Here is a 22,655-nt window from a genome sequence, read left to right on the forward strand (position 1 = left end):
CCGCTTCGCTTTACAGATTTTTCTAGCGAACGAAAAACGCCTACAGAAGAAAAGGGGCGGGCGTTAGCAGCTATCCAAAAAATAGCGTGTCCGCTCCCACGTTCACCCCACCGCGCGGTCGAACCGGAACACGCCCGGATCAAGCACCGGGTCCACATCGACCGGGATCGTGCTCTTGGGCGGAAAGCGCCCTTCGAGCAGGAGCTTGCTCAAGGGGTTCTCGATGCGCTGCTGGATCGCGCGTTTCAGTGGCCGCGCGCCAAACACCGGATCGAAACCGACCTTGGCCAGTTCGGCAATTGCCGCTTCCGACACCTCCATCGTCAGGTCCATCTTCTGCAAGCGCGCGATCAGCGTCTGCAACTGGATGCGCGCAATCGACTCGATGTTTTTCGCGTCCAGCGAATGGAACACGACCGTCTCGTCGATGCGGTTCAAGAACTCGGGACGGAAGTAGTTTTTCAGCTCATCCGTCACCGCATCCTTGACCTCCTCATACGGCTTGCCAACCATGGACTGGATGATGGGTGAGCCGATATTGCTGGTCATGACAATGACAGTGTTCTTGAAGTCCACGGTGCGGCCCTGGCCGTCGGTCAGGCGGCCGTCGTCGAGCACCTGCAGCAGCACGTTAAATACATCGGGGTGGGCTTTTTCCACCTCGTCGAGCAGCAGCACGCTATAGGGCTTGCGGCGCACCGCTTCGGTCAAATAACCGCCCTCCTCGTAACCGACATAACCGGGCGGCGCGCCTATCAGGCGGGCGACCGAGTGTTTCTCCATGAACTCACTCATATCGACGCGGATCAGGTGGTCTTCGCTGTCGAACAGAAAGCCGGCCAGCGCCTTGCAGAGCTCGGTCTTGCCGACGCCGGTGGGGCCGAGGAACAGGAAGGAACCCGTGGGCCGGTTCGGGTCACTCAGACCCGAGCGTGAACGGCGGATCGCGTTGGCAACCGCACCGATGGCCTCGGCCTGGCCGACCACACGTTCGTGCAGCTTGCCTTCCATGAGTAGCAGCTTGTCGCGCTCGCCCTGCATCAGTTTGCTGACCGGGATGCCGGTTGCGCGAGCGACGACCTCAGCGATCTCCTCGGCACCCACCTGGGTACGCAGCAGGGTGGGTGCGTTCGATTTGCCTTTGCTGGCCTCGGCATCCTGCGCTTCCTTGAGCCGTTTTTCCAGCTCGGGCAGCTTGCCGTACTGCAGCTCGGCCACCTTGTTGAAGTCGCCCTTGCGGGTTTGCTCCTCGATCTGGAACCGGATGCGGTCGATCTCTTCCATCACGTCCTTGGAGCCCAGCGCCTGGGCTTTTTCGGCCTGCCAGATTTCGTCAAGGTCCGAGATTTCCTTTTGCAGCTTGATGATTTCTTCCTCGATCAGGCCGAAACGCTTTTGCGAGGATTCATCTTTTTCACGGCGCACGGCCTCGCGCTCAATCTGCAACTGGATCAGCCGACGGTCCAGCTTGTCCATCACTTCGGGCTTGGAGTCGCGCTCGATGGCGATCTTGCTGGCGGCTTCGTCGATCAGGTCAATCGCCTTGTCGGGCAAAAACCGGTCGGTGATATAGCGGTGGCTCAGTTCAGCCGCGGCCACGATGGCCGGGTCGGTGATCTGCACGCCATGGTGCAGCTCGTACTTTTCCTTCAGCCCGCGCAGGATGGCGATGGTGGCTTCCACCGAGGGCTCACCGACCAGAATTTTCTGGAAGCGGCGCTCCAGCGCAGCATCTTTTTCGATGTACTTGCGGTATTCGTCGAGCGTGGTGGCGCCCACGCAGTGCAGCTCGCCGCGTGCCAGTGCCGGCTTGAGCATATTGCCGGCATCCATCGCGCCTTCGGCCTTGCCGGCGCCGACCATGGTGTGCAGTTCGTCGATGAAGACGATGGTCTGACCTTCTTCCTTGGCGAGTTCCTTGAGCACGGTTTTCAGACGCTCCTCGAATTCGCCGCGAAACTTGGCGCCAGCCACCAAGGCGGCCATGTCCAGGCTCAGCACGCGTTTGCCCTTGAGCGATTCAGGCACCTCACCGGCCACGATGCGCTGGGCCAGGCCTTCAACAATGGCTGTCTTGCCAACGCCGGGCTCGCCGATCAGCACCGGGTTGTTCTTGGTGCGCCGCTGCAGCACCTGGATGGCGCGGCGAATTTCGTCGTCGCGGCCAATCACCGGGTCCAGCTTGCCCAGGCGGGCGCGCTCGGTCAGGTCCATGCAGTATTTTTTGAGCGCCTCGCGCTGGCCTTCCGCTTCCGGGCTGTCCATCTTCTCGCCGCCACGCACCGTGTCGATGGCTGCTTCGAGCGCCTTGCGGCTCAAGCCCGCCTCTTTGGCCAGCTTGCCGAGCTCGGCCTTGCTGTCGGCCACGGCCAGCAAAAACAGCTCGCTGGCGATGAAGGGGTCACCGCGCTTGATCGACTCTTTCTCCGTCGCCTGCAATAACTTGGCCAGCTCCGGGCCGACCTGGATCTGCTCCTGCCCCGACACCGTGGGCAGCTTCCTGACGGCCGCGTCAATGCTGGCCTGCAAGGTGGTCACGTTGACCCCGGCACGCTGCAGCAGCGCCCTGGGGCCGTCGTCCTGACCCAGCATGGCGGCCAGCAGGTGGGCCGGCTCGATATAGGCGTTGTCGTTGCCCAGCGCGAGCGATTGCGCGTCGCTGAGGGCTTCCTGAAATTTGGTGGTAAGTTTGTCCTGGCGCATGGGGCGTCCCTTGAATGTGATTGCTGTTTATCTGGGGCTCAAAGCGGGCAGTTTCAATAGTGCGGGCAGCAACCCTGTCCGGGTGAGACGATTAAAATCCTTGTCATGAACATACACCAGGTGTCGGTCAGTTACGTCCACGAACAGGACCGCCTGTTGATACGCATCAATGGCAAGGAAGGCGGCGAGTTGCGCGCCTGGCTGACGCGGCGCCTGGCCCTGGCGCTGCTGCCCATCCTGAGCCAGACCACCAGCGATCAGATGGCAAAAATCGCGGCGCCGGCGGCCCCCGCAGCCACCCTGGAAGACCAGCGCGGGCAACTGTTGACGGCCTTCCAGAAAGAGGCGGCCCTGCGCACCGGGGATTTTGAGACGCCCTACCAGAGCCGCCAGGGCGAGCCCGGCGACCCGGTGCTGGGCCCCGAGCCCTTGCTGCTGACAGAGGTCAAGGTCACGCTGCTCGACAACCACCAGTTGCGACTGCAGATGTTTGAAAAAATACCGGACCGCGCAACCATTCGCAATTTTCAGGTCATGATGGATCCGCAGCTCAGCAACGGTCTGCTGCAACTGCTGCACCATAGCCTGAACGCCTCGCAGTGGCTGCATTTTCCTGCGACCTCGCCCTTGCAGGATGTGGCCCCACCCACAGAGCCGGCCGAACTTGCAGCCGACCTGCCCAAACCCAAATACCTGAACTGAGACGTCAACCGGCCTTGGCCGCTTCGAGCGAAAAGCCGGCGACTTTTTTGTAGTGCTCCGATATCTCGCGCAGCTCCTGCTGGCTGATCAGCTCGTCAATGTTGGCAAATGGCTTGCCGCCGCTGAGTTCGTCGACCTTGATGTTGATGAAGTCTGGCGGCACCGAACGATTTGTCAGCACGATGTTGGTCGTGGGCGCCAGCCGCAGCTTTTCATAGGCCAGCAGCGCGGCGCGGCCGTCCCCACCGGCTCCGGCCAGTTGTTCGGCCAGCGTTCGCCCGTCGATGATGGCCTGCGCCGAACCGTTGGAGCCGCGCGGGTACATCGGGTGCGCAGCGTCGCCCAACAGCGTCACGCGGCCGAAGGTCCACTGTGGCACCGGGTCCTTGTCGACCATCGGGTACTCAAGGATTTGTTCGGCATTGGCGATCAGTGCCGTCACGTCCAGCCATGGGAACCGCCAGTCCTTGAAGATGTCCAGAAAGTCCTTGGCGTCGCCTGCGTGGTTCCAGTCGTTCATGGCCGCGTTGTCACGCTGGATCTCGGCCACCCAGTTGATCAGCTGGTGGCCCTCGTCATCGGGCCGATCAACAATCGGGTAGATCACCATCTTGCCGGTGTCGATGGAACCGATACGCATATAACTCTTGCCGGTCAGGATCGGCTTGTGCCGGGTCACGCCGCGCCAGGTGTTGATGCCGGCAAACGCGACTTTCTCGTCGGGGTAGAACTGGCGCCGCACGGTGGAGTTGACGCCGTCGCAGGCAATCACCACGTCGGTTCGCACCGGCGGCAGGGGCACGCCGGTTGATGTTTGCGTGAACTGCACGGTGGCGCCGCTGTCGTCCTGCGTCACGCCGGTGCAGCGTTGGTCGGTGTGGATGGCGTGTGCGCCCAGGCGGGCCAAACAAGCCTCGTAAAGCAGGCGGTGCAGCTTGCCGCGCGGAATGCCGATCTCGGGCAGCGCGTAACCGGCATGGCGGCCGCGCGGCTCCTTGTAGATGAACTGGCCGAAGCGGTTGAAAAACACGCTTTCTTCGTTTTCGATACCGACGGCCTCGATGGACGCCTGCAGGCCCAGCGTAGCGAGCTCGCGCATGGCGTGCGGCAGCAAGGTGATGCCAACACCAAGCTCCTTGACTTCAGGCACGGTTTCATGGACCTCGCAGGCCAGGCCGCGCTGGTGCAGGGCCAGGGCCAGGCTCAGGCCGCCTATGCCGCCACCGACGATGGTGATCTTCATGTGTTCTCTTTCCAAATGAACGGGTCATTGCGGACTGGATCCGCCATCCATGCAGGCACACCGCAACCGGGATTTATCCAGCATGGATCCCGGATCAGGTCGGGGATGACGGCGAATAAAAAATGACCATCAAATCGGTCGCTGGCCCATAGCGGACAAGCGCCAACAGCTATCAATTCAGTAGCAGATCAAATCGTCAGTTGGCGGTGATGCCCTGGGCCTTGATCAATTGTGCCCAGCGTTTGGCGTCCGTCTCGACCAGGGTTCTGAACTCACCCGGCGTGCTGCTGCTCGGGTCCATGCCCTGGGTCGAGAAGGCTTTTTTGACCTCATCGCTGAGCAAAATCTCCTTGATCTCGCGGTTGTACAAAGCCACCAGCTCTGGCGAAGTGCCGGGCGGCGCAAAAATGCCGTACCACATGTCCACGCTGACATTGCCGGCTTTGGCCTCGGCCAGTGTCGGCAACTCGGGCAACAGCGGGTGCCGCTTGTCGCTGCCAATGCCCAGCGCCAGCAGCCGCCCGGACTTCACATGCGGCAACGCGACATGGATGGGTAAAAACATGGCTTCAATCTGCCCGCCGAGCAAATCGGTCAGGGCCGGGCCGGTACCGCGGTAAGGAATGTGCGTCACAAACACACCAGCCGTGGCCTTGAACAGCTCCATCGACAAATGATGCGGCGTGCCAACGCCGGGCGAGCCGTAGTTGATACGGCCCGGCGCCTTGCGCGCGGCTGCCACCATCTCCCCCGCCGTCTTGAAACCGGTCTTCGGGTTCGCCACCAGGATCAATTGGCCCCAGCTCGTCAGCGTCACCGGTGTCAAATCTTTCACCGGATCGAAGGGCAATTGCGGGTACAGGCCAGCGTTCATCACCAGCGTGTTAACGGTGACCAGCAAGGTGCTGCCGTTGGGCGCGGCGCGCACCACCGCTTCAGTGCCGATGTTGCCGGAGGCGCCGGCGCGGTTGTCCACCACCACCGGCCGGCCGAGACGCTCCGACAATTTGGGGCCCACGGTGCGCGCAATCAGGTCGATGCCGGTGCCCGGCGTGAAGGGCACGATCAGCCGGATCGGCGCTTGCGGCAAGGCATTGGCAGCCGGCGCGGGCGCGGTTTGGGCCAGTAGTCCGGTGCTGAAGGCCACAGCGACCAGCAGCGAGCCCGTGCGCAGCGCGAGCCAGCGGCAAGGGAAGCAAAGAATATTCATCCGGGACCTCAATTGGTTTGCATGCTAACAAGTATTGGGCAAATCAGGCAAGGCACAATCCATGAATTCCCTTAGAGCCAGACCGACCCAGAACTTTTTACTGCCGTGCCCGCATTTCACAACCTCACCCAACTCTACGCACGTCCCGGCTTTTTGCTGCGTCGCGCCCATCAGATCTCCGCCGCCGTTTTTGAAGACGAATGCCGCAGCGTCGGGCTGACACCGGCCCAATTTGGTGTGCTCAGCGTGCTGCGCGCCAGCCCCGGTCTGGACCAGTCCAGCCTGGCGCGGGCCCTGGGCTTTGACAAGGTGACGGTGCTGCGCGTGTTGCGCGGACTGGAAACGCGCGGGCTGATAGCGCGGGTGCCCGCACCGCTGAGCCGGCGCAATTTGTCGATCTCTCTGTCGGAGACCGGTCTGGCACTGTTGAAAACAGCGCAAGACCCTGCCGAACGCGCCTACACCCGACTGATGGCGCCGCTGGACCCGAAGCAGCAGGCACAACTGGTGGACCTGCTGCAGGTGTTGACCGCCGGCTTGGAAGGCGAGGCGCGCGCGGCTTTTGTGCCACCGGGCCGAACAGACGAAGCGGCTTGAAACCGCACAGCTTCAGCCGTTGCTGGCCCGGATACCCCACTTGGCCAGCGCGGCATCGTCGCTGACACGGGCATCGACCCAGCGCGCGCCGTCCGGCGTTTGCTCTTTCTTCCAGAACGGGGCCTGGGTCTTGAGGTAGTCCATCAAGAATTCGCAGGCTTGGAAACTCTCACCGCGGTGTGCAGAGCTCACGGCGACCAGCACGATCTGGTCAAGTGGCTGCAGCAGCCCGACGCGGTGGATCACGCGGGCACCGTAAATGTCGAAGCGCTTGTGCGCCTCGTCAATCATGGCCTCGATGGATTTTTCGGTCATGCCGGGGTAGTGCTCGAGCTCCATGCTGCTGACGTTCAGGCCATCGTTCCGGTCGCGTACGGTGCCAATAAAACTGCAGACCGCGCCGACACGTTTGTCATCGGCACGCAAGGCGGCAATCTCGTCGGCGAGATTGAAGTCAGCGGTCTGGATACTGACGCGTTGAGTCATCTCAGCCCCCCGTCACCGGCGGAAAAAAAGCCACCTCGGCACCATCGGACAGCGCCGCCGATTCGTCCACCATCACCTGATTGAGCGCCATGCGAACCGCCCGACCACGCGCCAGGCTCTCGGCGTACACCGGTCCGCGTGCGATCAGTTCGTCACGCAATGCGCCTAACGTGCCAACGGCGGTCTCCAGGGACTCGCTGCCCTGCCCCATCGCTTCGCGGATGGACGCAAAATATTTGACTGTGATTTTCATGACAGGGCCTTTTGCCTTCAGGACAACAGCGCCGAAAACGGCAGGAAGGGCACGATGTCGCCATGGCGAATGGTCTGGCCCGGCGGGTTGTCGATCACGCCGTCGCCCCAGACCGCCGAGGTCAGCACGCCCGAGCTCTGGTTGGCAAACAGTTCGAGCCCGCCCTCGGCATTGCGCCGCACGCGCAAGAACTCGCGGCGCTTGTCGGCGCGCGGCCAGTCGAAATGCGCCACCATGGGCACAGGCAGCGGCATCAGGTCGCTGGCGCCCTGCAGCTTCAGCAGAAAGGGCCGCACCAGCACCAGAAAGGTCAGGAAGCTGGACACCGGGTTGCCGGGCAGGCCGATGAAGTGCGCGGCACCGACCTTGCCGTAGGCAAACGGTTTGCCAGGCTTGATGGCGATCTGCCACAGGTCCAGCGAGCCGAGTTGCTGCACCGCCGGTTTGATGTGATCTTCCTCACCCACCGAGACACCGCCGCTGGTCAGGATCAGATCATGGGCCGTGGCAGCGCTGCGCAGCGCGTCGAGTGTGGCGTCACGCCGGTCAGGCACGATGCCCATGTCGGTGACCTCGCAGCCCAGGCGTGTGAGCAAGGCGCGCAGGAAAAAGCGGTTGGAGTTGTAGATCGCGCCGGGTCGCATCTGCGCGGGCGCCACCTCGCCGGGCATCACGAGTTCGTCACCGGTCGAAAACAGCGCCACCCGCGGCTTTGGGGCCACCTCCAGGCGATCCATGCCAATACTGGCCGCCAGCCCAAGCGCAGCGGGCGTGAGACGCGCCCCTTTTGAGAGCACGGTGGCGCCGCGCCGCACATCTTCACCGGCGCGGCGAATCCACTGGCCGGCTTTGGGAAGCTGCCGGACGCTGACAAAGCCTTCGCGGCCCGCGACCGTTTCGCAGTCTTCCTGCATCACCACCGCATCAGCGCCGGCGGGAATGGGCGCACCGGTAAAAATACGGGCGACGGTGCCGGGCTCCAGCGCACTGCCACTGCTGCCGGCCGCTATACGTTGCGACACCCGCAGCACCACGCCCGCTTCTGGGAGCTCGGCGCTGCGCACGGCATAACCGTCCATGGAACTGTTGTCTTCAGGCGGCACCTGCAGCGCGGAGACCACATCAACGGCCAAAACGCGGCCGTCAGCGTCAAAAGTGGAAACGCTATCGATGCCTGTCAGCGCCACGGCATGGGCCAGCAACTCGGCCAGTGCGTCGTCCAGCGAGCGCAGCGGCGGGCGGGCAGCAGCAGCGGGAGTTGCGTTGGTCGCGCGAGCTGGGTTCATGCGTGCATCTCGGCGTTGTAGACAAAGCGGTCCTGATTGTTGATCAGCCACTGCGCCACGGCCTCAGGGTCGTTCAAATCCAGCACCGGCCTCAGGGTGGTTTGTGGCAACTGCGCTGGCGAGTCGGTCGCGATGGCAACCACAAAGTCGTCGTCCGGGTAACGCACCGGCTTGCCGGATTCGGCGCGCCAGACTTCGACCTTGAGCAGGTCGCTGCTCTTGAAACCTTCGACCAGCACCCAGTCCACACCTTCGTAGAGTTCGGCGATCAGGTGATGCACCGTGAGCGCGGCGGGCTGCTCGAACTCGCGGATCAGCGCGAGCCGGTTGCTCGATGCCACCACCACCTCAAAGGCGCCGGCCTGGCGGTGGCGGTGGGTGTCCTTGCCGGGGTGGTCAATGTCGAATTTATGGTGCGCATGTTTGACGACCGACACCCGCAGACCGCGCAGCTTGAGCGCCGGAATCAGGCTCTCGACCAGCGTTGTTTTACCCGAACCGGAATAGCCGGCAAATGCAACCACGTTCATGAAATGCCCTGGATCAATTCGAATTTGCTATGACTTTAGTAGCTACTTGAGCCCGCCCACCATGGGCTGAAGGCCGATTTACTTCACATTATTGGCGACGTAGGCCTTGACCAGCGCAGCGTCGGCAGGCATGACCAGCACACGCTTGGGCAGGGCCTCGATGCCCTCAAACTTTGCAGGCCGGTCCGGCAAGCGGCCCAGCGCCTCTTCAATTGTCTCGGCAAACTTGATCGGCAAGGCCGTCTCCAGCACCACCATGGGCACGCCCGCTTGCAGGTGTGAGCGCGCGACTTTCAGGCCGTCGGCCGTGTGCGTGTCGATCATGGTGCCGAAACGCTTGAAGGTGTCGCGAATCGTCTCCAGCCTGTCGACGTGGGTACTTTTGCCGCTGGCAAAACCATAAAGCTGCGCGGCTGACCGGAACACCGCATCGCCGCTGAGATCGAAATACCCCTGCTTCGACAGTTGCACGCCAAACAGATCAGCCACACGCGCCGCATCGCGGCCCAGCAGGTCGAACACAAAACGCTCAAAGTTGGATGCCTTGGAAATGTCCATCGACGGGCTGGAGGTCTCATGGGTGTCGGCGCTGGCCCGCACGCGGTAGACGCCGGTGCGAAAGAATTCGTCGAGCACATCGTTCTCGTTGGTGGCGACCACCAGTTTGTCGATTGGCAGGCCCATCATGCGCGCGACATGGCCGGCACAGACGTTGCCGAAGTTGCCCGACGGAACCGTGAAGCTGACCTTCGGAGTTTCCGTTCGGGCTGAGCCTGTCGAAGCCTGCGTCGCCTGAAAATAACCAGAAAAGTAATAGACCACCTGCGCCATCAAGCGCGCCCAGTTGATCGAGTTGACGGTGCCAATGCGGTACTTGCGCTTGAAGTCCAGGTCGTTGGACACCGCCTTGACGATGTCCTGACAGTCGTCAAACACACCTTCGAGCGCGAGGTTGTGGATGTTCTCGTCTTGCAGGCTGAACATCTGCGCCTGCTGGAAGGGGCTCATGCGCCCTTGCGGCGAGGTCATGAAGACCCTCACGCCCTTCTTGCCGCGCATGGCGTATTCGGCCGCGCTGCCGGTGTCGCCGCTGGTGGCGCCCAGGATGTTGAGCTCCTCACCACGGCGCGCCAGCTCGTACTCAAACAGGTTGCCCAGCAACTGCATCGCCATGTCCTTGAAGGCCAGCGTCGGGCCGTTGGACAGGGCTTCCAGATAGACATCCGTTCGTGCTGAGCCCGTCGAAGCATTTTCGAGCTTGCGCAAGGGAACAATTTCGGCCGTACCGAAGACTTCCTCGGTGTAGGTCTTCTCGCAGATCGCCTTCAGGTCAGCGGCCGGAATGTCGTCGATGTAGAGCGACAGCACCTCAAAGGCCAGGCTGGCATACGGCAGGCCACGCCACTTTTCGAGTGTCGCCGCATCGACCTGCGGGTAGGTCTCGGGCAGGTAGAGGCCACCGTCGGGCGCCAGGCCTTCAAGCAGGATTTCGCAAAAACGCTTGCGGTCGGTGTGTCCGCGGGTGGAAAGATAAAGCATCAAGCCAACTCTTCCTTGCGGATGCGCGTGATCGGCGACAGCACCGTCGGCAGCGCCTGCATCTGCGCGAGTGCGCTGTTCATCTTCGCTTCCACGCAGTCGTGCGTCAGGATGATCAGGTCGGTCTGGGTCGCGCCCTCGCCACCGACCTCGTCAGCCTCGCGCTGCAGCATGGCGTCGATGCTGATGCCGGCTTCGGCCAGGATGCCGGTGACTTTGGCCAGCACGCCGGCTTCGTCAGCCACGTTCAGGCGCAGGTAATAACTGGTAACCACCTCGCTCATGGCCAGTATCGGCATGTCGCTCATGGACTCCGGCTGGAAAGCCAGATGCGGAACGCGCTGCGCGGCATCGGCGCCATGCAGGCGCGCGATATCGACCAGATCGGCAATCACGGCGCTGGCGGTGGGCTCACTGCCCGCGCCCTTGCCGTAGTACAGCGTGGTGCCCACCGCGTCGCCCTGCACCACCACCGCATTCATGGCGCCCTCGACGTTGGCGATCAGGCGCTTGGCCGGCACCAGGGCCGGGTGCACGCGCAGCTCGATGCCCTTTGCCGCCTGTTTGGTGATGCCCAGCAGCTTGATGCGGTAGCCGAGCTGCTCGGCATATTTGATGTCCTGCGCGCCCAGTTGGGTGATGCCTTCCACATAGGCCTTGTCGAACTGCACCGGGATACCGAAGGCAATCGCCGACATCAGTGTGGCCTTATGCGCGGCATCGACACCTTCAATGTCGAAGGTCGGGTCAGCTTCGGCGTAACCGAGGCGCTGCGCCTCCTTGAGCACCACGTCAAAGTCCAGGCCCTTGTCGCGCATCTCGCTGAGAATGAAATTGGTGGTGCCGTTGATGATGCCGGCGATCCACTGAATACGGTTGGCGGTCAGGCCTTCGCGCAGCGCCTTGATGATGGGAATGCCGCCGGCCACTGCCGCTTCAAACGCCACCATCACGCCCTTGCGGTGCGCCGCAGCAAAAATCTCGGTGCCATGCACGGCCAGCAGCGCCTTGTTGGCGGTGACCACATGTTTACCGGCTTCAATCGCTTCCAGCACCAGCGCTTTGGCGATGCCATAACCGCCGATCAGCTCGATCACGATGTCGATCTCGGGGTTGGCGATGACCTTGCGCGCGTCGTCCACCACCGTGATGCCGACGCCCGCAGCGGCCTGCGCTCGCGCGGTATCGAGATCGGCGACCATGGCAATTTCAATGCTGCGGCCGGCACGACGGAATATTTCTTCCTGGTTGCGCTTCAAAACGGTGAACACTCCGCTGCCCACAGTGCCCATGCCCAGCAGGCCTACCTTGATCGGTTTCATAGTCGTCGATGTCGTCATGTTGGTTGTTCGGCTCACTTGATCAGTTCTGCGCTCTGTGCGCCGGCAGCGCGTACCGCATTTCTGCGGCTTTCGAGAAATTTGGCAATGCGGTTGATGGCCTCGCGCAGGTCTTCTTCATGCGGCAGGAACACGATGCGGAAATGGTCGGGCGCGGCCCAGTTAAAACCGGTGCCCTGCACCAGCATGACCTTGGTCTCCTTGAGCAGCTCCAGGAAAAACTGCCGGTCATCGGTGATTGGATAAACCTTGGGATCCAGCCGCGGAAACATGTACAGCGCGGCGCTCGGCTTGACGCAGCTCACGCCCGGAATCGCAGTGATCAGCTCGTAGGCCAGATCGCGCTGGCGGCGCAGGCGCCCGCCTTCGCAGGTCAGGTCGTTGATACTCTGGTAACCGCCCAGCGCCGTCTGGATGGCCCACTGGCCCGGCACGTTGGAGCACAGCTTCATGTTGGCCAGCATGTTCAGGCCTTCGATGTAATCCTGCGCCTGCTTCTTGGGGCCGGACACCACCAGCCAGCCCGCGCGGTAGCCGCAGGAGCGGTAGCTCTTGGACAGCGAGTTGAAGGTCAGCGTCAACACGTCGGTGGACAGGCTGGCCAGCGCCGTGTGGTTGACGCCGTCATACAGCACCTTGTCGTAGACCTCGTCGGCCAGCAACACCAGGCCATGTTCGCGCGCGATGGCAACGATGCCCTTGAGCAGTTCGTCGGAATACAGCGCGCCGGTCGGGTTGTTCGGGTTGATGACCACGATGCCCTTGGTTTTGGGCGTGATCTTGGCGCGGATGTCGGCCAGATCAGGCATCCAGCCATTGGCTTCGTCGCACAGGTAATGGACCGGCGTGCCGCCCGACAAGCTGGTGGACGCCGTCCACAGCGGGTAGTCTGGCGCCGGCAGCAGCAACTCGTCGCCGTCGTCGAGCAGCGCGTTGGTGGCCATGGCGATCAGCTCGCTCGCGCCGTTGCCCAGGTAGATGTCGTCCAGCACCACGCCCTTGATGCCCTGCTTCTGCGTCTCATGCATGACCGCCTTGCGGGCCGCAAAAATGCCCTTGCTGTCCGAGTAACCGGCAGAGGCCGGCAGATTGCGGATCATGTCCTGCTGGACTTCCTCGGGCGCGTCAAAACCGAAGGCCGCGAGGTTGCCAAGGTTGAGCTTGATGAGCTTTTGCCCCTCCTCTTCCATCTGCTTGGCGGCGTCCATGATCGGGCCGCGGATGTCATACAGAACATTGGCCAGTTTGGCGGATTTGGTGATCGGTTTCATGCATCTCTCAGGAAATAAGCGGGGGCCACACCGTCATGGGGGCGGATCACCCCAGCGGCAACCGGCATGAAGCGCGGCGCAGCAGCCAGAACACAGAGCGGAACTTATAATTTGACCACATAAACCCCCGGTTTTCCCGGTCCGCCGCCGCCCCCTCCTCCTCGCAAACACCGTATGAAGCTGCAACCCGACCGCCTCGATGTCCAATCCATCCTCGGGTATGGCCCCAACTGGATCGGCGTGGCCAACCAGGGTGTGGCTGAAAAAATCGAGCACAGCGTTGTGATCGGTTCACGCGGGGAAAAGTTGGACTGGGCCTGCAGCCGCTTTGAAGACCTCACCGAAGACCACTTTTCACGCTTGGTGGAAAGCCGGCCCGAACTGGTGATCTTCGGCAGCGGCACGCGGCTGCGCTTCCCACCGCCAGCGTTTTTACGCAGCCTGATGGCCGCCCGCATTGGTGTGGAAACCATGGACACCATCGCGGCCTGCCGCACTTACAACATTCTGGCCGGGGAAGGCCGCAAGGTAGTGGCCGCGCTGCTGGTGGAGGCACCCGAGGGCGCCCCGAAGTAACGACGGAGCTTTCAGAGTAAAATCTAGGGTTGCGTTTGGTGCAAGGTCCGGCTGGCTCCCACTGCCAGGCCCGCGACACGCACCAGAGCCAACGGCCTAATTACAACTACTTTCGTCAGGGTCCAAGCAGTATGGCAGTCGTCGTTAATAAACCACTCCCCGAATTTGAAGCCAACGCCACCAGCGGGGTCAAGGTCTCCAACCAGACCCATTTGGGCCATGTGGTTGTTCTGTATTTCTACCCGAAGGACAACACCCCTGGCTGCACCACCGAAGCAATGCAGTTCCGTGATCGCTACAAAGACTTCGTGAAAGCCGGCGCCACCGTGTTCGGCGTTTCGCGCGACAACATGAAGTCGCACGACGAGTTCAAGGCCAAGCTGGAGCTGCCCTTCGAACTGATCGCCGATACCGAAGAAAAGATGTGCCACATGTTTGGCGTCGTCAAGAACAAGATCATGTACGGCAAAAAGGTCAAGGGCATCGAGCGCAGCACCTTCCTGGTAGGGGCAGACGGCACACTCAAGGAAGAATGGCGCGGCCTGAAAGTGCCGGGCCATGTGGACGACGTGCTCAAGGCGGTCAAGGCCCTTAAAAAAGCGGCCTGAAAATACTGCAAAAAGGTCGCCTGAACCGCGCAATTTTCCGTCGGGCCGCCCCAAGGAAAATCAGCCCCCTCGGGGGGCAGCGAGTTACACAAGGTGAACGAGCGTGGGGGCCATGTTTTCAGTCATCTGAGTCGTGTATAGTGACTTCATGCTGTTGACCCTAGCGACTGCGCCCACCGAAAAAGCCGCCCTGGCCTCCAGGCGGCTTTTTCGCTTTCAGAACCCCCAAATTCCCCACAACCCAGCGAGCTTCAAGCACCATGCCCTTGCCACCCGCCCCGACAAAACGTGCCGCTCTGCTCTCCACCGAGGCTTTCGACGCCCCGGCCCGGTCGCCCTCCAAAGCCGCGCGAAAGACGGAACAGGCCGAGCTGGCCCACAAAACACCGGCACTTGATCTGTTCGACAGCCGTTCGGCTGGCGGTGAAGCCGAACACGCCGTGGCCTATCAGGCCAAAGAGGCCGACCGCCCAGGCAGCGCGGGCGCGGGCAGCTATCATAAAGAGAGCGCCTCGCCAGTACGGCCGCAACCTGCCGCCAAGCCCAAAAAGCCCAGACACACCGGCCCAAGCAAGCTGTTTGTGCTGGACACGAATGTGTTGATGCACGACCCGATGTGCCTGTTCCGCTTTGAGGAGCACGACATCTTCCTGCCGATGATCGTGCTCGAAGAGCTCGACGGCCACAAAAAGGGCATGACCGAAGTCGCGCGCAACGCCCGCCAGACCAGCCGCACACTGGACGCGCTGGCTGGCACCAGCGGCGCCGACATCGCCAAGGGCCTCAAGCTCGACACCACCGGCCACAAGGAAGCCGGCGGCTGCCTGTTCTTCCAGACCAAGGTGCTGGACTACTCGCTGCCCATGAGCCTGCCGCAAGGCAAGGCCGACAACCAGATCCTCGGCGTGGTCGAAGCGCTGCGCAAGGAATACGCGCCGCGCGAGGTGGTGCTGGTGTCCAAGGACATCAACATGCGCGTCAAGGCGCGCGCCTTGGGCCTGGCCACCGACGACTACCAGAACGACAAAACCCTGGAAGACGGCGACCTGCTCTACGCCGGCTCGCTGGCCCTGCCGACTGACTTCTGGACACGCCAGAGCAAAACCATCGAGAGCTGGCAACAAGGCAGCCACACCTTCTACCGCATCACTGGCCCCATCGTCGGCAGCCTGCTGATCAACCAGTTTGTGTTTTTCGAAGCGCCCGGCGAGCCACCGTTGTATGCCCGCGTGACCGAGATCCGCGCCAAGACGGCGGTGCTCAAGACGCTGAAGGACTACACCCACCTGAAAAACGCCGTCTGGGGCATCACCACCCGCAACCGTGAGCAGAACTTCGCGATGAATCTGCTGATGGACCCGGAGGTCGACTTTGTCACCCTGGCCGGCACGGCAGGCACCGGCAAGACGCTGATGGCCCTGGCCAGCGGCCTGACCCAGGTACTGGACGACCGCCGCTACACCGAGATCATCATGACCCGCGCCACCGTCAGCGTCGGTGAAGACATCGGCTTTTTGCCCGGCACCGAGGAAGAAAAAATGGGCCCCTGGATGGGCGCACTCGACGACAACCTGGAAGTGCTCGGCAAAAACGACAGTGGCTCCGGCGAATGGGGCCGCGCCGCCACCAACGAGTTGATCCGCTCACGCATCAAGGTCAAAAGCATGAACTTCATGCGCGGCCGCACCTTCCTGAACAAGTACGTGATCATCGACGAGGCGCAAAACCTGACGCCCAAGCAGATGAAGACCCTGATCACCCGCGCCGGCCCGGGCACCAAGATCATCTGCATGGGCAACCTGGCGCAGATCGACACGCCTTACCTGACCGAAGGTTCGTCCGGCATGACCTACGCCGTGGATCGCTTCAAGGGCTGGCCGCACGGCGGGCACATCACACTGGCACGCGGCGAGCGTTCACGGCTGGCGGACTTCGCCAGCGAGGTGCTCTGACGCCGGCGCACTGACAGCACGGCCAGGCTTGCCGGGGCCTATCGTCGTCTCTTGTTCGGAGACTTCACAGACCTCTTTGGCGCCAGCCCCACCGCCGCGCGCGCCAACGCATCGGCCTCACCATTGCGGTGCCGCGGTACCCACTGCAGCGAAGTGTGGGCGAATGTCGCCAGCAAGGCAGCAACTTCGTCATACAGCGCAGCCAGCCGCGGCACAACGGGCGCACCCGCAAGACCCAGCTGCGCCACGAGCAAACTGCTGTCTGAATAGATCTGCAGCGCCGTCGCCCCGCACGCCTGCGCATCGCGCAGCGCCAGCATCAGCGCCCGCGCCTCGGCCTCGTTGTTGCAACCCCGTGCATCAGTTGCCGCCGAAAGCACATGCCGCGTGCCGTCCGGCGCGACCAGCACCGCGCCCAGGCCCATGCGGCCAGGGTTGGGGACCGCGCTGCCGTCGCAGTGGATAGTCCAGACCGTTGAGAGAATCAAGAAGCTTTTCCGGTCATATTTCAAGCATGGGTACGCTGTAGGGAAGAGCGATCCAGCACATGATGAATCGTCGACGGCACCCACTTGCGCCCCCGAATACGCAGTCAGCCCTGCGCACCTATCTTTTGCTCTCAGGCGCTTTCAAGTCCGGATAGCCATTGGCGCGCAGAAACTCCAGGACGCGTGCTTGCCACACCTCGGGAGCGCGAGTGAACAAACCATGTCCGTCATCTCCGTGGGCTGGATACAGGATATGCTCTCCGACCCCGCCAGCCGCCTTGAATGCGTCAAACCATTCTCTGGGCAATTTGGGGCCGAAATACATGTCGTTCTCTGTGTAAACCCAGAGCGTGGGAATACGCGCCGTCTTGCCGTAGCCGGCAAACATGGATTTTATCAATGGCGCAGCGCACGGGTCTTGTGGCTTGGTTTTCGGGTTGCCGCCACCACCGCCGGCAAAGTTGATGGTGGCCTGGATGCCAGACGGGTTTTGCGCAGCGACTGTGATGGCAGCAACACCGCCAAAAGACTGGCCTACGATGATTGAGCGGTCCCTGGCTGTATCAGGGCGCTGGCGCAGGGTATCGAGAACTTTCAAGGTCTGTTCGGCAGCAGCGGCATAACCAGGCGGGTAGTTTTTTCGGTTGCAATCACCCGTGTCTTCTACGTCCTCGCCTCCACTTTCGCCGTAACCAATGCGGGTAGGCACGGCGACCATAAAACCAAGCCGGGTGAACCACCTTGAATTGACCGAATACTTGGCTCGACCCATAGCGGCGCGGCCGGCGGCTTCCCCATCTCTGCCGTGACCCAGGATCAGCAACGGATAGGGCCTGGGCGCGGTGTCCTCATAAAAGACCGTGACAACGATGTCCTGCGCCACCTCTTTGCCATAGTTGTTGGCAACTTTGACAGGCACTTTGATGACTTCTTCCACGAGTTTGGCATGAGCCAAACCAGACCATGGCAAACCCAGCACCACCGCACCAACGAAACACCACCGGGGAAGAAAAATATCGGCTCTTAGATTAAGGCAATACATGACTGGATTTTTTTGGAATGGTGGATTTTCGCCAGTACCTCGCGCTCCGATTGGGTCGCGCCTGCTTATAAAAAAAACCCGCCGAAGCGGGTTTTTTTGCAAGACACGCCGCAGGCTCACCCCATGTGCAAACCACCATTGAGCGAGAAGTCCGCACCCGTGGCATAACCACCTTCGTCCGAGGCAATCCACGAGATGATGGAGGCGATTTCTTCTGGCGTGCCGAGGCGTTTGGCGGGCACACCGGCGACAATTTTTTCGAGCACGTCGGGGCGAATGGCCTTGACCATATCGGTGCCGATGTAGCCGGGACTCACGGTGTTGACAGTCACTCCCTTGGCGGCTACTTCCTGCGCCAGCGCCATGGTGAAGCCATGCAGGCCGGCCTTGGCGGTGGAGTAGTTGACCTGGCCGAACTGACCCTTCTGGCCGTTGACCGACGAGATGTTGACGATGCGCCCGTAGCCGCCTTCGATCATGCCTTCGATCACCTGCTTGGTGACGTTGAACATGCTGTCGAGGTTCGTGGAGATCACCGCGTCCCAGTCGGCCTTGCTCATCTTGCGGAACTGGCCGTCGCGCGTGATACCGGCGTTGTTGACCAGCACGCTGACCGGGCCGTGGTCGGCCTTGACCTTGTCGAAGGCGGCAACCGTGGAGTCCCAGTCGCCGACATTGCCGACGGAGGCGTAGAAGGTGTAGCCCAGCGCCTTCTGCTCGTCGATCCATTTGGTGAAGTCGCGCGTCGGGCCGCAACCGGCGACCACGGTGAAGCCGTCCTTGTGCAGGCGCTGGCAAATCGCGGTTCCGATGCCGCCCATGCCGCCTGTGACGTATGCAATTCGTTTAGCCATGTCTGTGCTCCTTGAGTTTTAGTTGTCGATGAGGTGTGCAAAAGTCATGCCATGCTGCAATCCATCTTGCTATCAAATAAATAGCTGCTTGCGCTTGCTACACATGGGCCAGAGACTGTTTTAACCCAGATTTAGCGTTCCAGTGTGAGGGCAACCCCCATGCCGCCGCCAATACACAGGCTGGCGATGCCTTTTTTGGCGTCGCGGCGCACCATCTCGTGGATCAGTGTGACCAGGATGCGGCAGCCGGACGCGCCAATCGGATGGCCGATGGCAATGGCGCCGCCGTTGACGTTGACCTTGCTGGTGTCCCAGCCCATCTCCTTGTTAACGGCGCAGGCCTGCGCGGCAAAGGCTTCGTTGATCTCCAGCAGGTCCAGGTCTTGAGCTTTCCAGCCAGCGCGGTGCAGGGCCTTGGTCGATGCAGGCACCGGGCCCATGCCCATGAAGGCCGGGTCCAGGCCGGTGGTGGCGTAGCTGGCGATGCGGGCCAGGGGCGTGAGGCCCAGCGCAGCAGCCTTCTTCGCGGTCATGACCATCACGGCGGCGGCGCCGTCGTTGATGCCCGAGGCATTGCCGGCCGTCACGCCACCGGCCTTGTCAAACGCAGGGCGCAAGCCGGCCAGGCCTTCGGCGCTGGTTTTGCGGTTGATGAACTCGTCGGCGGCAAACACCAGCGGGTCGCCCTTTTTCTGCGCAATCGAAAACGGAATGATCTCGTCCTTGAACTTGCCAGCGTCCTGGGCGGCCATGGCCTTGGTCTGGCTGGCCAGTGCCAGCGCGTCCTGCATGTCGCGGGTGACGCCGTATTTTTTGGCGACGTTCTCGGCAGTGATGCCCATGTGGTACTGGTTGTAGACGTCCCACAGGCCGTCGACGATCATGGTGTCCACCATCTTCCAGTCGCCCATGCGCTGGCCGTCGCGCGAGCCGTTGAGCACGTGCGGCGCTGCGCTCATGTTCTCCTGGCCGCCGGCAATCACGATCTCGCTGTCGCCGGTGGCGACCGATTGCGCGGCCAGCATCACGGCCTTCAGGCCCGAGCCGCAAACGGCGTTGATGGTCAGACCGGGCACACCGTGCGGGAAGCCGGCCTTGACGACGCTCTGACGCGCCGGGTTCTGGCCCACGCCAGCCGCCAGCACCTGGCCCATGATGACTTCACCGATCAGGTCGGGCGACAGGCCCACGCGCTCGGCCACGGCCTTGATGACCGCAGCACCGAGTTCGGTCGCAGGGGTTTTGGCCAGACTGCCGCCGAACTTGCCGACGGCGGTGCGGGCTGCTGAAACGATGACGATGTCTTCCATGAGGGTCTCCAGTTGAATCCAGCTCTCCGTCATTGCGGGCTTGACCCGCAATCCATGCCGGTGCGCTGCTTCATCCGGTGCATGGATCCCGGGTCAAGCCCGGGATGACACGTTTTCATTCAGGCCTTGGCCTTGACGTAGCGGCCGGGCGCCGGCTCGATGGCCTTGTGGCCGCGGCTGCCATAAGTTTTGGGGGCAGCGATCTGCTTCCCGGCATGGCCCTTGAGCCAGTCTGACCAGTCGGTCCACCAGCTGCCGGGGTGCTCCGTCGCGCCTTTGAGCCAGTCGGCCTGTGCGGCAGGAAACTTGCCCTGGGGCAGTTTGTCATGGGTCCAGTAGCTGCGCTTTTTCTTGGCGGGGGGGTTGATGACGCCGGCAATGTGGCCAGACGCGCCCATGACAAAACGCTTCTTGCCAGGCAACACCTGGGTCGAGGCATAAGCGCCGCCGACGGGCACGATGTGGTCTTCGCGCGAGCCGTAGATATAGGTCGGCATGTTGAGCTTGCCGAGATCAACCTTCTGGCCACAGACCGTGAGCTTGCCGGGCTTGGCGAGGTTGTTCTCAAAATAGGTGTTGCGCAAATACCAGGCGTAAAACGGGCCGGGCAGATTGGTCGAGTCGCTGTTCCAGTAAAGCAGGTCAAACGGCGGTGGCGTTTCACCCTTGAGGTAGTTGCCGACAACGTAGTTCCAGACCAGGTCGTTGGGCCGCAGGAAGCTGAAGGTGGACGCCAAGTCCTGGCCCTTGAGCAGGCCGCCCTGGCCCATCTGCATCTCGCGGTAGCTGACAGATTGCTCGTCGATGAATATGTCGAGGATGCCGGTGTCGCTGAACTCCAGCAGCGCGGTCAGAAAAGTCGCACTGGCCACGGGGTTGTCACCACGCGCGGCCAGCACGGCCAGTGCCGTGGCCAGAATGGTTCCACCAACACAGAAACCGAGGGCGTTGATGGTTTTGGCGCCGGTGATCTGCTGCGTGACTTCAATTGCCTTGATGGCAGCGTGCTCGATGTAGTCGTCCCAGGTTTTTTCGGCCATGGACTCGTCGGGGTTGCGCCAGCTCACGACAAAGGTGCGGTGACCCTGCGCCACGGCGTAACGAATCAGTGAGTTGTCAGGCTGCAGGTCGAGGATGTAGAACTTGTTGATGCAGGGCGGCACCAGCAGGAAGGGCCGCTCGTACACCTTGGCCGTCAGCGGCTTGTATTCGATGAGCTGAAAAAACTCGTTTTCAAAAACGACCGCGCCTTCGGTCGTGGCGACGTTTTTACCGACTTCGAACACGCTTTCATCGGTCATGGACACATGGCCCTGCTTCATGTCGTGCAGCAGGTTGGTCAGGCCCTGGGCAATGCTTTCGCCCTGGGTATCAATCGCTTTCTTCTGCGCCTCGGCATTGAGCGCCAGGAAGTTGCTGGGGGCGGCGGCGGCCATCGCCTGCTCAACCGCAAAACGCACGCGGGCTTTGGTTTTTTCGTCGCCCTCGACCGCGTCAGCCAAGCCCATCAGGGCGCGGGCATTGAGCAGGTAGGCCGATGCGGCAAATTGCGAGACCGGGTTCTGGTGCCAGGCTTCGGCCGCAAATCGCCGGTCGGTAGAGCCTTGTGTACTGGCCTGCAAGCCGCTGTTCCACAGCTTGCTGATGTCTTCGAGATAGGTTTTCTGGATCTCCAGCAACTTGAGCGGGTCGATCTGCAGCGGTGGCATGGCAGACTGCGCATCACTCATGCCGATCTGCGCGAAACCGGGCGCCGCGCCGAGGCCGCCGCCGGCCATCGCGCCCATGACCTGTTTCAGGCCCTGCGCAAAAGTCTCTTGCATCTGTTGGGCCGCTTGCGCCAGGTTTGCGTCAGAATTCATGCTTGTCTCCGGAGATATCTGCGGGCTCTTTGGGGGCATTCTGTGTCGAGCTTGGATAGCCGCGGCAAGTCAACGCTAGTATCGTGTAAAAACTTTCCCTACTCATGAGGCAGCGCAAAGATTTATGTATTTGATTGTCATTGCCTGGATGTACGTTGTGCTCATGATGAGCGTCGCCGAAGCCACCCATCCGTCCGGGACGCTGCTGGGTGCACTGGTGACCTTTGTACTCTATGGCGTGGGTCCTGTGGCATTGGTGGTTTACCTGATGGGTGCACCATCGCGGCGCAAGGCCATCAAAGCACGCGAAGCTGCGGAGACTGCTGAGGCGACAACCTTGATGCCTTCCTCATTCGAGCCAGATGCTGGCAGCCATGCGGCCGGTGGTGCCAGAACCATTGCCACCGACACCGACACCGGCATCGCGCCGGTGCGAAAAGAAACGTGAGGCATTGCCTACGGTACACCACGGCGCACTGCCGTCATTGCCGAAGATCTGCGTGATCCCCAGCGCCTGAAGCCGCAGGCGGGCCAAACCAGGAAGGTCGGCCAGGTACTTGCCGGGCGCTGTCGCTGTAAAACAAGTGGCGGCGGCGGGATCGTTGCCCACAAAAGCCGCCCTCACCTCGGCACCCACTTCAAACGCCGTCGGGCCAATACACGGTCCCAGCCACGCTATGGTATTGATAGCTGCTTGCGCACGCCCCTTATGGGCCGGAGCGCTGAAAGACTCAAAAGTCTGCTCCAGCACGCCGTCACCCTGGCTGCCAGCCAGGCCGCGCCAGCCGGCGTGGGCAGCGCCG

21 protein-coding genes are annotated in these 22,655 nt (G+C 62.0%); 5 read left to right on the top strand and 16 right to left on the bottom strand.

What is annotated here, in order from left to right; genetic code table 11:
• Nucleotides 1-102 precede the first annotated feature (102 nt).
• Nucleotides 103-2,703 carry an ATP-dependent chaperone ClpB gene (gene clpB / locus ACH2CW_RS03160; RefSeq protein WP_395055395.1) on the bottom strand — a complete coding sequence of 867 codons (2,601 nt, stop codon included), beginning with the start codon at nucleotides 2,701-2,703 and terminating at the stop codon, nucleotides 103-105.
• Nucleotides 2,704-2,808: 105 nt separating this feature from the next.
• Between clpB and ACH2CW_RS03165 the strand changes: the two genes are divergently transcribed.
• On the top strand, nucleotides 2,809-3,405 hold the full coding sequence (locus ACH2CW_RS03165; RefSeq protein WP_395055396.1) for a hypothetical protein: 597 nt from the start codon (nucleotides 2,809-2,811) through the stop codon (nucleotides 3,403-3,405).
• A 4-nt stretch (nucleotides 3,406-3,409) separates the two neighbouring features.
• Here ACH2CW_RS03165 and ACH2CW_RS03170 read toward each other — a convergent pair whose 3' ends face one another.
• Nucleotides 3,410-4,648, bottom strand: a complete 1,239-nt coding sequence (locus tag ACH2CW_RS03170; protein ID WP_395055397.1) for a flavin-dependent oxidoreductase — start codon at nucleotides 4,646-4,648, stop codon at nucleotides 3,410-3,412.
• 196 nt (nucleotides 4,649-4,844) lie between these two features.
• The gene (locus ACH2CW_RS03175; RefSeq protein WP_395055398.1) at nucleotides 4,845-5,858 is read right to left on the bottom strand and encodes a tripartite tricarboxylate transporter substrate binding protein; all 1,014 of its coding nucleotides are present in this window, start codon (nucleotides 5,856-5,858) and stop codon (nucleotides 4,845-4,847) included.
• A gap of 105 nt (nucleotides 5,859-5,963) precedes the next feature.
• Here ACH2CW_RS03175 and ACH2CW_RS03180 point away from each other — a divergent pair, with 105 nt between their 5' ends.
• Nucleotides 5,964-6,455: a MarR family winged helix-turn-helix transcriptional regulator gene (locus ACH2CW_RS03180; protein WP_395055399.1), complete on the top strand. Its 492-nt coding sequence runs from the start codon at nucleotides 5,964-5,966 to the stop codon at nucleotides 6,453-6,455.
• 12 nt (nucleotides 6,456-6,467) lie between these two features.
• Here ACH2CW_RS03180 and ACH2CW_RS03185 read toward each other — a convergent pair whose 3' ends face one another.
• From ACH2CW_RS03185 to ACH2CW_RS03215, 7 genes are all read right to left on the bottom strand, one after another.
• A complete protein-coding gene (locus ACH2CW_RS03185; RefSeq protein ID WP_395055400.1) occupies nucleotides 6,468-6,941 on the bottom strand; it encodes a molybdenum cofactor biosynthesis protein MoaE in 474 nt (157 codons plus the stop codon).
• A 1-nt stretch (nucleotide 6,942) separates the two neighbouring features.
• A complete protein-coding gene (moaD, locus tag ACH2CW_RS03190; protein ID WP_395055401.1) occupies nucleotides 6,943-7,194 on the bottom strand; it encodes a molybdopterin converting factor subunit 1 in 252 nt (83 codons plus the stop codon).
• A 17-nt stretch (nucleotides 7,195-7,211) separates the two neighbouring features.
• On the bottom strand, nucleotides 7,212-8,480 hold the full coding sequence (gene glp, locus ACH2CW_RS03195) for a gephyrin-like molybdotransferase Glp (RefSeq protein WP_395055402.1): 1,269 nt from the start codon (nucleotides 8,478-8,480) through the stop codon (nucleotides 7,212-7,214).
• Nucleotides 8,477-9,010: a molybdopterin-guanine dinucleotide biosynthesis protein B gene (mobB, locus tag ACH2CW_RS03200; protein ID WP_395055403.1), complete on the bottom strand. Its 534-nt coding sequence runs from the start codon at nucleotides 9,008-9,010 to the stop codon at nucleotides 8,477-8,479. The genes glp and mobB overlap by 4 nt, the downstream gene beginning before the upstream one ends.
• Nucleotides 9,011-9,088: 78 nt before the next feature.
• Nucleotides 9,089-10,549: a threonine synthase gene (gene thrC / locus ACH2CW_RS03205; protein WP_395055404.1), complete on the bottom strand. Its 1,461-nt coding sequence runs from the start codon at nucleotides 10,547-10,549 to the stop codon at nucleotides 9,089-9,091.
• A complete protein-coding gene (locus ACH2CW_RS03210; protein WP_395055413.1) occupies nucleotides 10,549-11,871 on the bottom strand; it encodes a homoserine dehydrogenase in 1,323 nt (440 codons plus the stop codon). Before ACH2CW_RS03210 ends, thrC begins: the two co-directional genes overlap by 1 nt.
• 32 nt (nucleotides 11,872-11,903) lie before the next feature.
• Nucleotides 11,904-13,160 carry a pyridoxal phosphate-dependent aminotransferase gene (locus tag ACH2CW_RS03215; protein ID WP_395055405.1) on the bottom strand — a complete coding sequence of 419 codons (1,257 nt, stop codon included), beginning with the start codon at nucleotides 13,158-13,160 and terminating at the stop codon, nucleotides 11,904-11,906.
• Nucleotides 13,161-13,334: 174 nt separating this feature from the next.
• Between ACH2CW_RS03215 and ACH2CW_RS03220 the strand changes: the two genes are divergently transcribed.
• From ACH2CW_RS03220 to ACH2CW_RS03230, 3 genes are all read left to right on the top strand, one after another.
• The gene (locus ACH2CW_RS03220) at nucleotides 13,335-13,736 is read left to right on the top strand and encodes an Mth938-like domain-containing protein (RefSeq protein ID WP_395055406.1); all 402 of its coding nucleotides are present in this window, start codon (nucleotides 13,335-13,337) and stop codon (nucleotides 13,734-13,736) included.
• A gap of 131 nt (nucleotides 13,737-13,867) precedes the next feature.
• Nucleotides 13,868-14,344 (top strand): peroxiredoxin, encoded by a 477-nt coding sequence (locus ACH2CW_RS03225; protein ID WP_293594733.1) that lies wholly within the window; start codon nucleotides 13,868-13,870, stop codon nucleotides 14,342-14,344.
• A 260-nt stretch (nucleotides 14,345-14,604) separates the two neighbouring features.
• Complete coding sequence (locus ACH2CW_RS03230; RefSeq protein WP_395055407.1) at nucleotides 14,605-16,296, top strand: PhoH family protein; 1,692 nt, start codon at nucleotides 14,605-14,607, stop codon at nucleotides 16,294-16,296.
• Between the two features lie 38 nt (nucleotides 16,297-16,334).
• On the opposite strand, the gene ACH2CW_RS03235 is transcribed toward ACH2CW_RS03230, so the two are convergent.
• The 6 genes from ACH2CW_RS03235 to ACH2CW_RS03260 all read right to left on the bottom strand — a co-directional run.
• Nucleotides 16,335-16,781, bottom strand: coding sequence for a ribonuclease HI family protein (locus ACH2CW_RS03235; protein ID WP_395055414.1), 447 nt, complete (start codon nucleotides 16,779-16,781; stop codon nucleotides 16,335-16,337).
• Between the two features lie 121 nt (nucleotides 16,782-16,902).
• Nucleotides 16,903-17,826: a dienelactone hydrolase family protein gene (locus tag ACH2CW_RS03240; protein WP_395055408.1), complete on the bottom strand. Its 924-nt coding sequence runs from the start codon at nucleotides 17,824-17,826 to the stop codon at nucleotides 16,903-16,905.
• A gap of 116 nt (nucleotides 17,827-17,942) precedes the next feature.
• Entirely contained in the window at nucleotides 17,943-18,680 is a 738-nt protein-coding gene (gene phbB / locus ACH2CW_RS03245) for an acetoacetyl-CoA reductase (RefSeq protein WP_293594737.1), read from the bottom strand.
• Between the two features lie 131 nt (nucleotides 18,681-18,811).
• Nucleotides 18,812-19,990 carry an acetyl-CoA C-acetyltransferase gene (locus ACH2CW_RS03250; RefSeq protein WP_395055409.1) on the bottom strand — a complete coding sequence of 393 codons (1,179 nt, stop codon included), beginning with the start codon at nucleotides 19,988-19,990 and terminating at the stop codon, nucleotides 18,812-18,814.
• A 119-nt stretch (nucleotides 19,991-20,109) separates the two neighbouring features.
• The gene (locus ACH2CW_RS03255; protein WP_395055410.1) at nucleotides 20,110-21,852 is read right to left on the bottom strand and encodes a PHA/PHB synthase family protein; all 1,743 of its coding nucleotides are present in this window, start codon (nucleotides 21,850-21,852) and stop codon (nucleotides 20,110-20,112) included.
• 349 nt (nucleotides 21,853-22,201) lie between these two features.
• Nucleotides 22,202-22,655 (bottom strand): polyphenol oxidase family protein (locus tag ACH2CW_RS03260; RefSeq protein WP_395055411.1); only part of this gene is annotated, 454 nt, incomplete at its 5' end.

It is taken from the genome of Polaromonas sp. (genome assembly GCF_043778355.1).
Classification (GTDB): Bacteria; Pseudomonadota; Gammaproteobacteria; order Burkholderiales; family Burkholderiaceae_C; genus Polaromonas.

Bases quoted from the DNA above. Each gene is read 5' to 3' on its own strand.
- clpB (WP_395055395.1), bottom strand. From the start codon at position 2,703: ATGCGCCAGGACAAACTTACCACCAAATTTCAGGAAGCCCTCAGCGAC.
- ACH2CW_RS03165 (WP_395055396.1), top strand. From the start codon at position 2,809: ATGAACATACACCAGGTGTCGGTCAGTTACGTCCACGAACAGGACCGC.
- ACH2CW_RS03170 (WP_395055397.1), bottom strand. From the start codon at position 4,648: ATGAAGATCACCATCGTCGGTGGCGGCATAGGCGGCCTGAGCCTGGCC.
- ACH2CW_RS03175 (WP_395055398.1), bottom strand. From the start codon at position 5,858: ATGAATATTCTTTGCTTCCCTTGCCGCTGGCTCGCGCTGCGCACGGGC.
- ACH2CW_RS03185 (WP_395055400.1), bottom strand. From the start codon at position 6,941: ATGACTCAACGCGTCAGTATCCAGACCGCTGACTTCAATCTCGCCGAC.
- moaD (WP_395055401.1), bottom strand. From the start codon at position 7,194: ATGAAAATCACAGTCAAATATTTTGCGTCCATCCGCGAAGCGATGGGG.
- glp (WP_395055402.1), bottom strand. From the start codon at position 8,480: ATGAACCCAGCTCGCGCGACCAACGCAACTCCCGCTGCTGCTGCCCGC.
- mobB (WP_395055403.1), bottom strand. From the start codon at position 9,010: ATGAACGTGGTTGCATTTGCCGGCTATTCCGGTTCGGGTAAAACAACG.
- thrC (WP_395055404.1), bottom strand. From the start codon at position 10,549: ATGCTTTATCTTTCCACCCGCGGACACACCGACCGCAAGCGTTTTTGC.
- ACH2CW_RS03210 (WP_395055413.1), bottom strand. From the start codon at position 11,871: ATGAAACCGATCAAGGTAGGCCTGCTGGGCATGGGCACTGTGGGCAGC.
- ACH2CW_RS03215 (WP_395055405.1), bottom strand. From the start codon at position 13,160: ATGAAACCGATCACCAAATCCGCCAAACTGGCCAATGTTCTGTATGAC.
- ACH2CW_RS03220 (WP_395055406.1), top strand. From the start codon at position 13,335: ATGAAGCTGCAACCCGACCGCCTCGATGTCCAATCCATCCTCGGGTAT.
- ACH2CW_RS03225 (WP_293594733.1), top strand. From the start codon at position 13,868: ATGGCAGTCGTCGTTAATAAACCACTCCCCGAATTTGAAGCCAACGCC.
- ACH2CW_RS03230 (WP_395055407.1), top strand. From the start codon at position 14,605: ATGCCCTTGCCACCCGCCCCGACAAAACGTGCCGCTCTGCTCTCCACC.
- ACH2CW_RS03240 (WP_395055408.1), bottom strand. From the start codon at position 17,826: ATGTATTGCCTTAATCTAAGAGCCGATATTTTTCTTCCCCGGTGGTGT.
- phbB (WP_293594737.1), bottom strand. From the start codon at position 18,680: ATGGCTAAACGAATTGCATACGTCACAGGCGGCATGGGCGGCATCGGA.
- ACH2CW_RS03250 (WP_395055409.1), bottom strand. From the start codon at position 19,990: ATGGAAGACATCGTCATCGTTTCAGCAGCCCGCACCGCCGTCGGCAAG.
- ACH2CW_RS03255 (WP_395055410.1), bottom strand. From the start codon at position 21,852: ATGAATTCTGACGCAAACCTGGCGCAAGCGGCCCAACAGATGCAAGAG.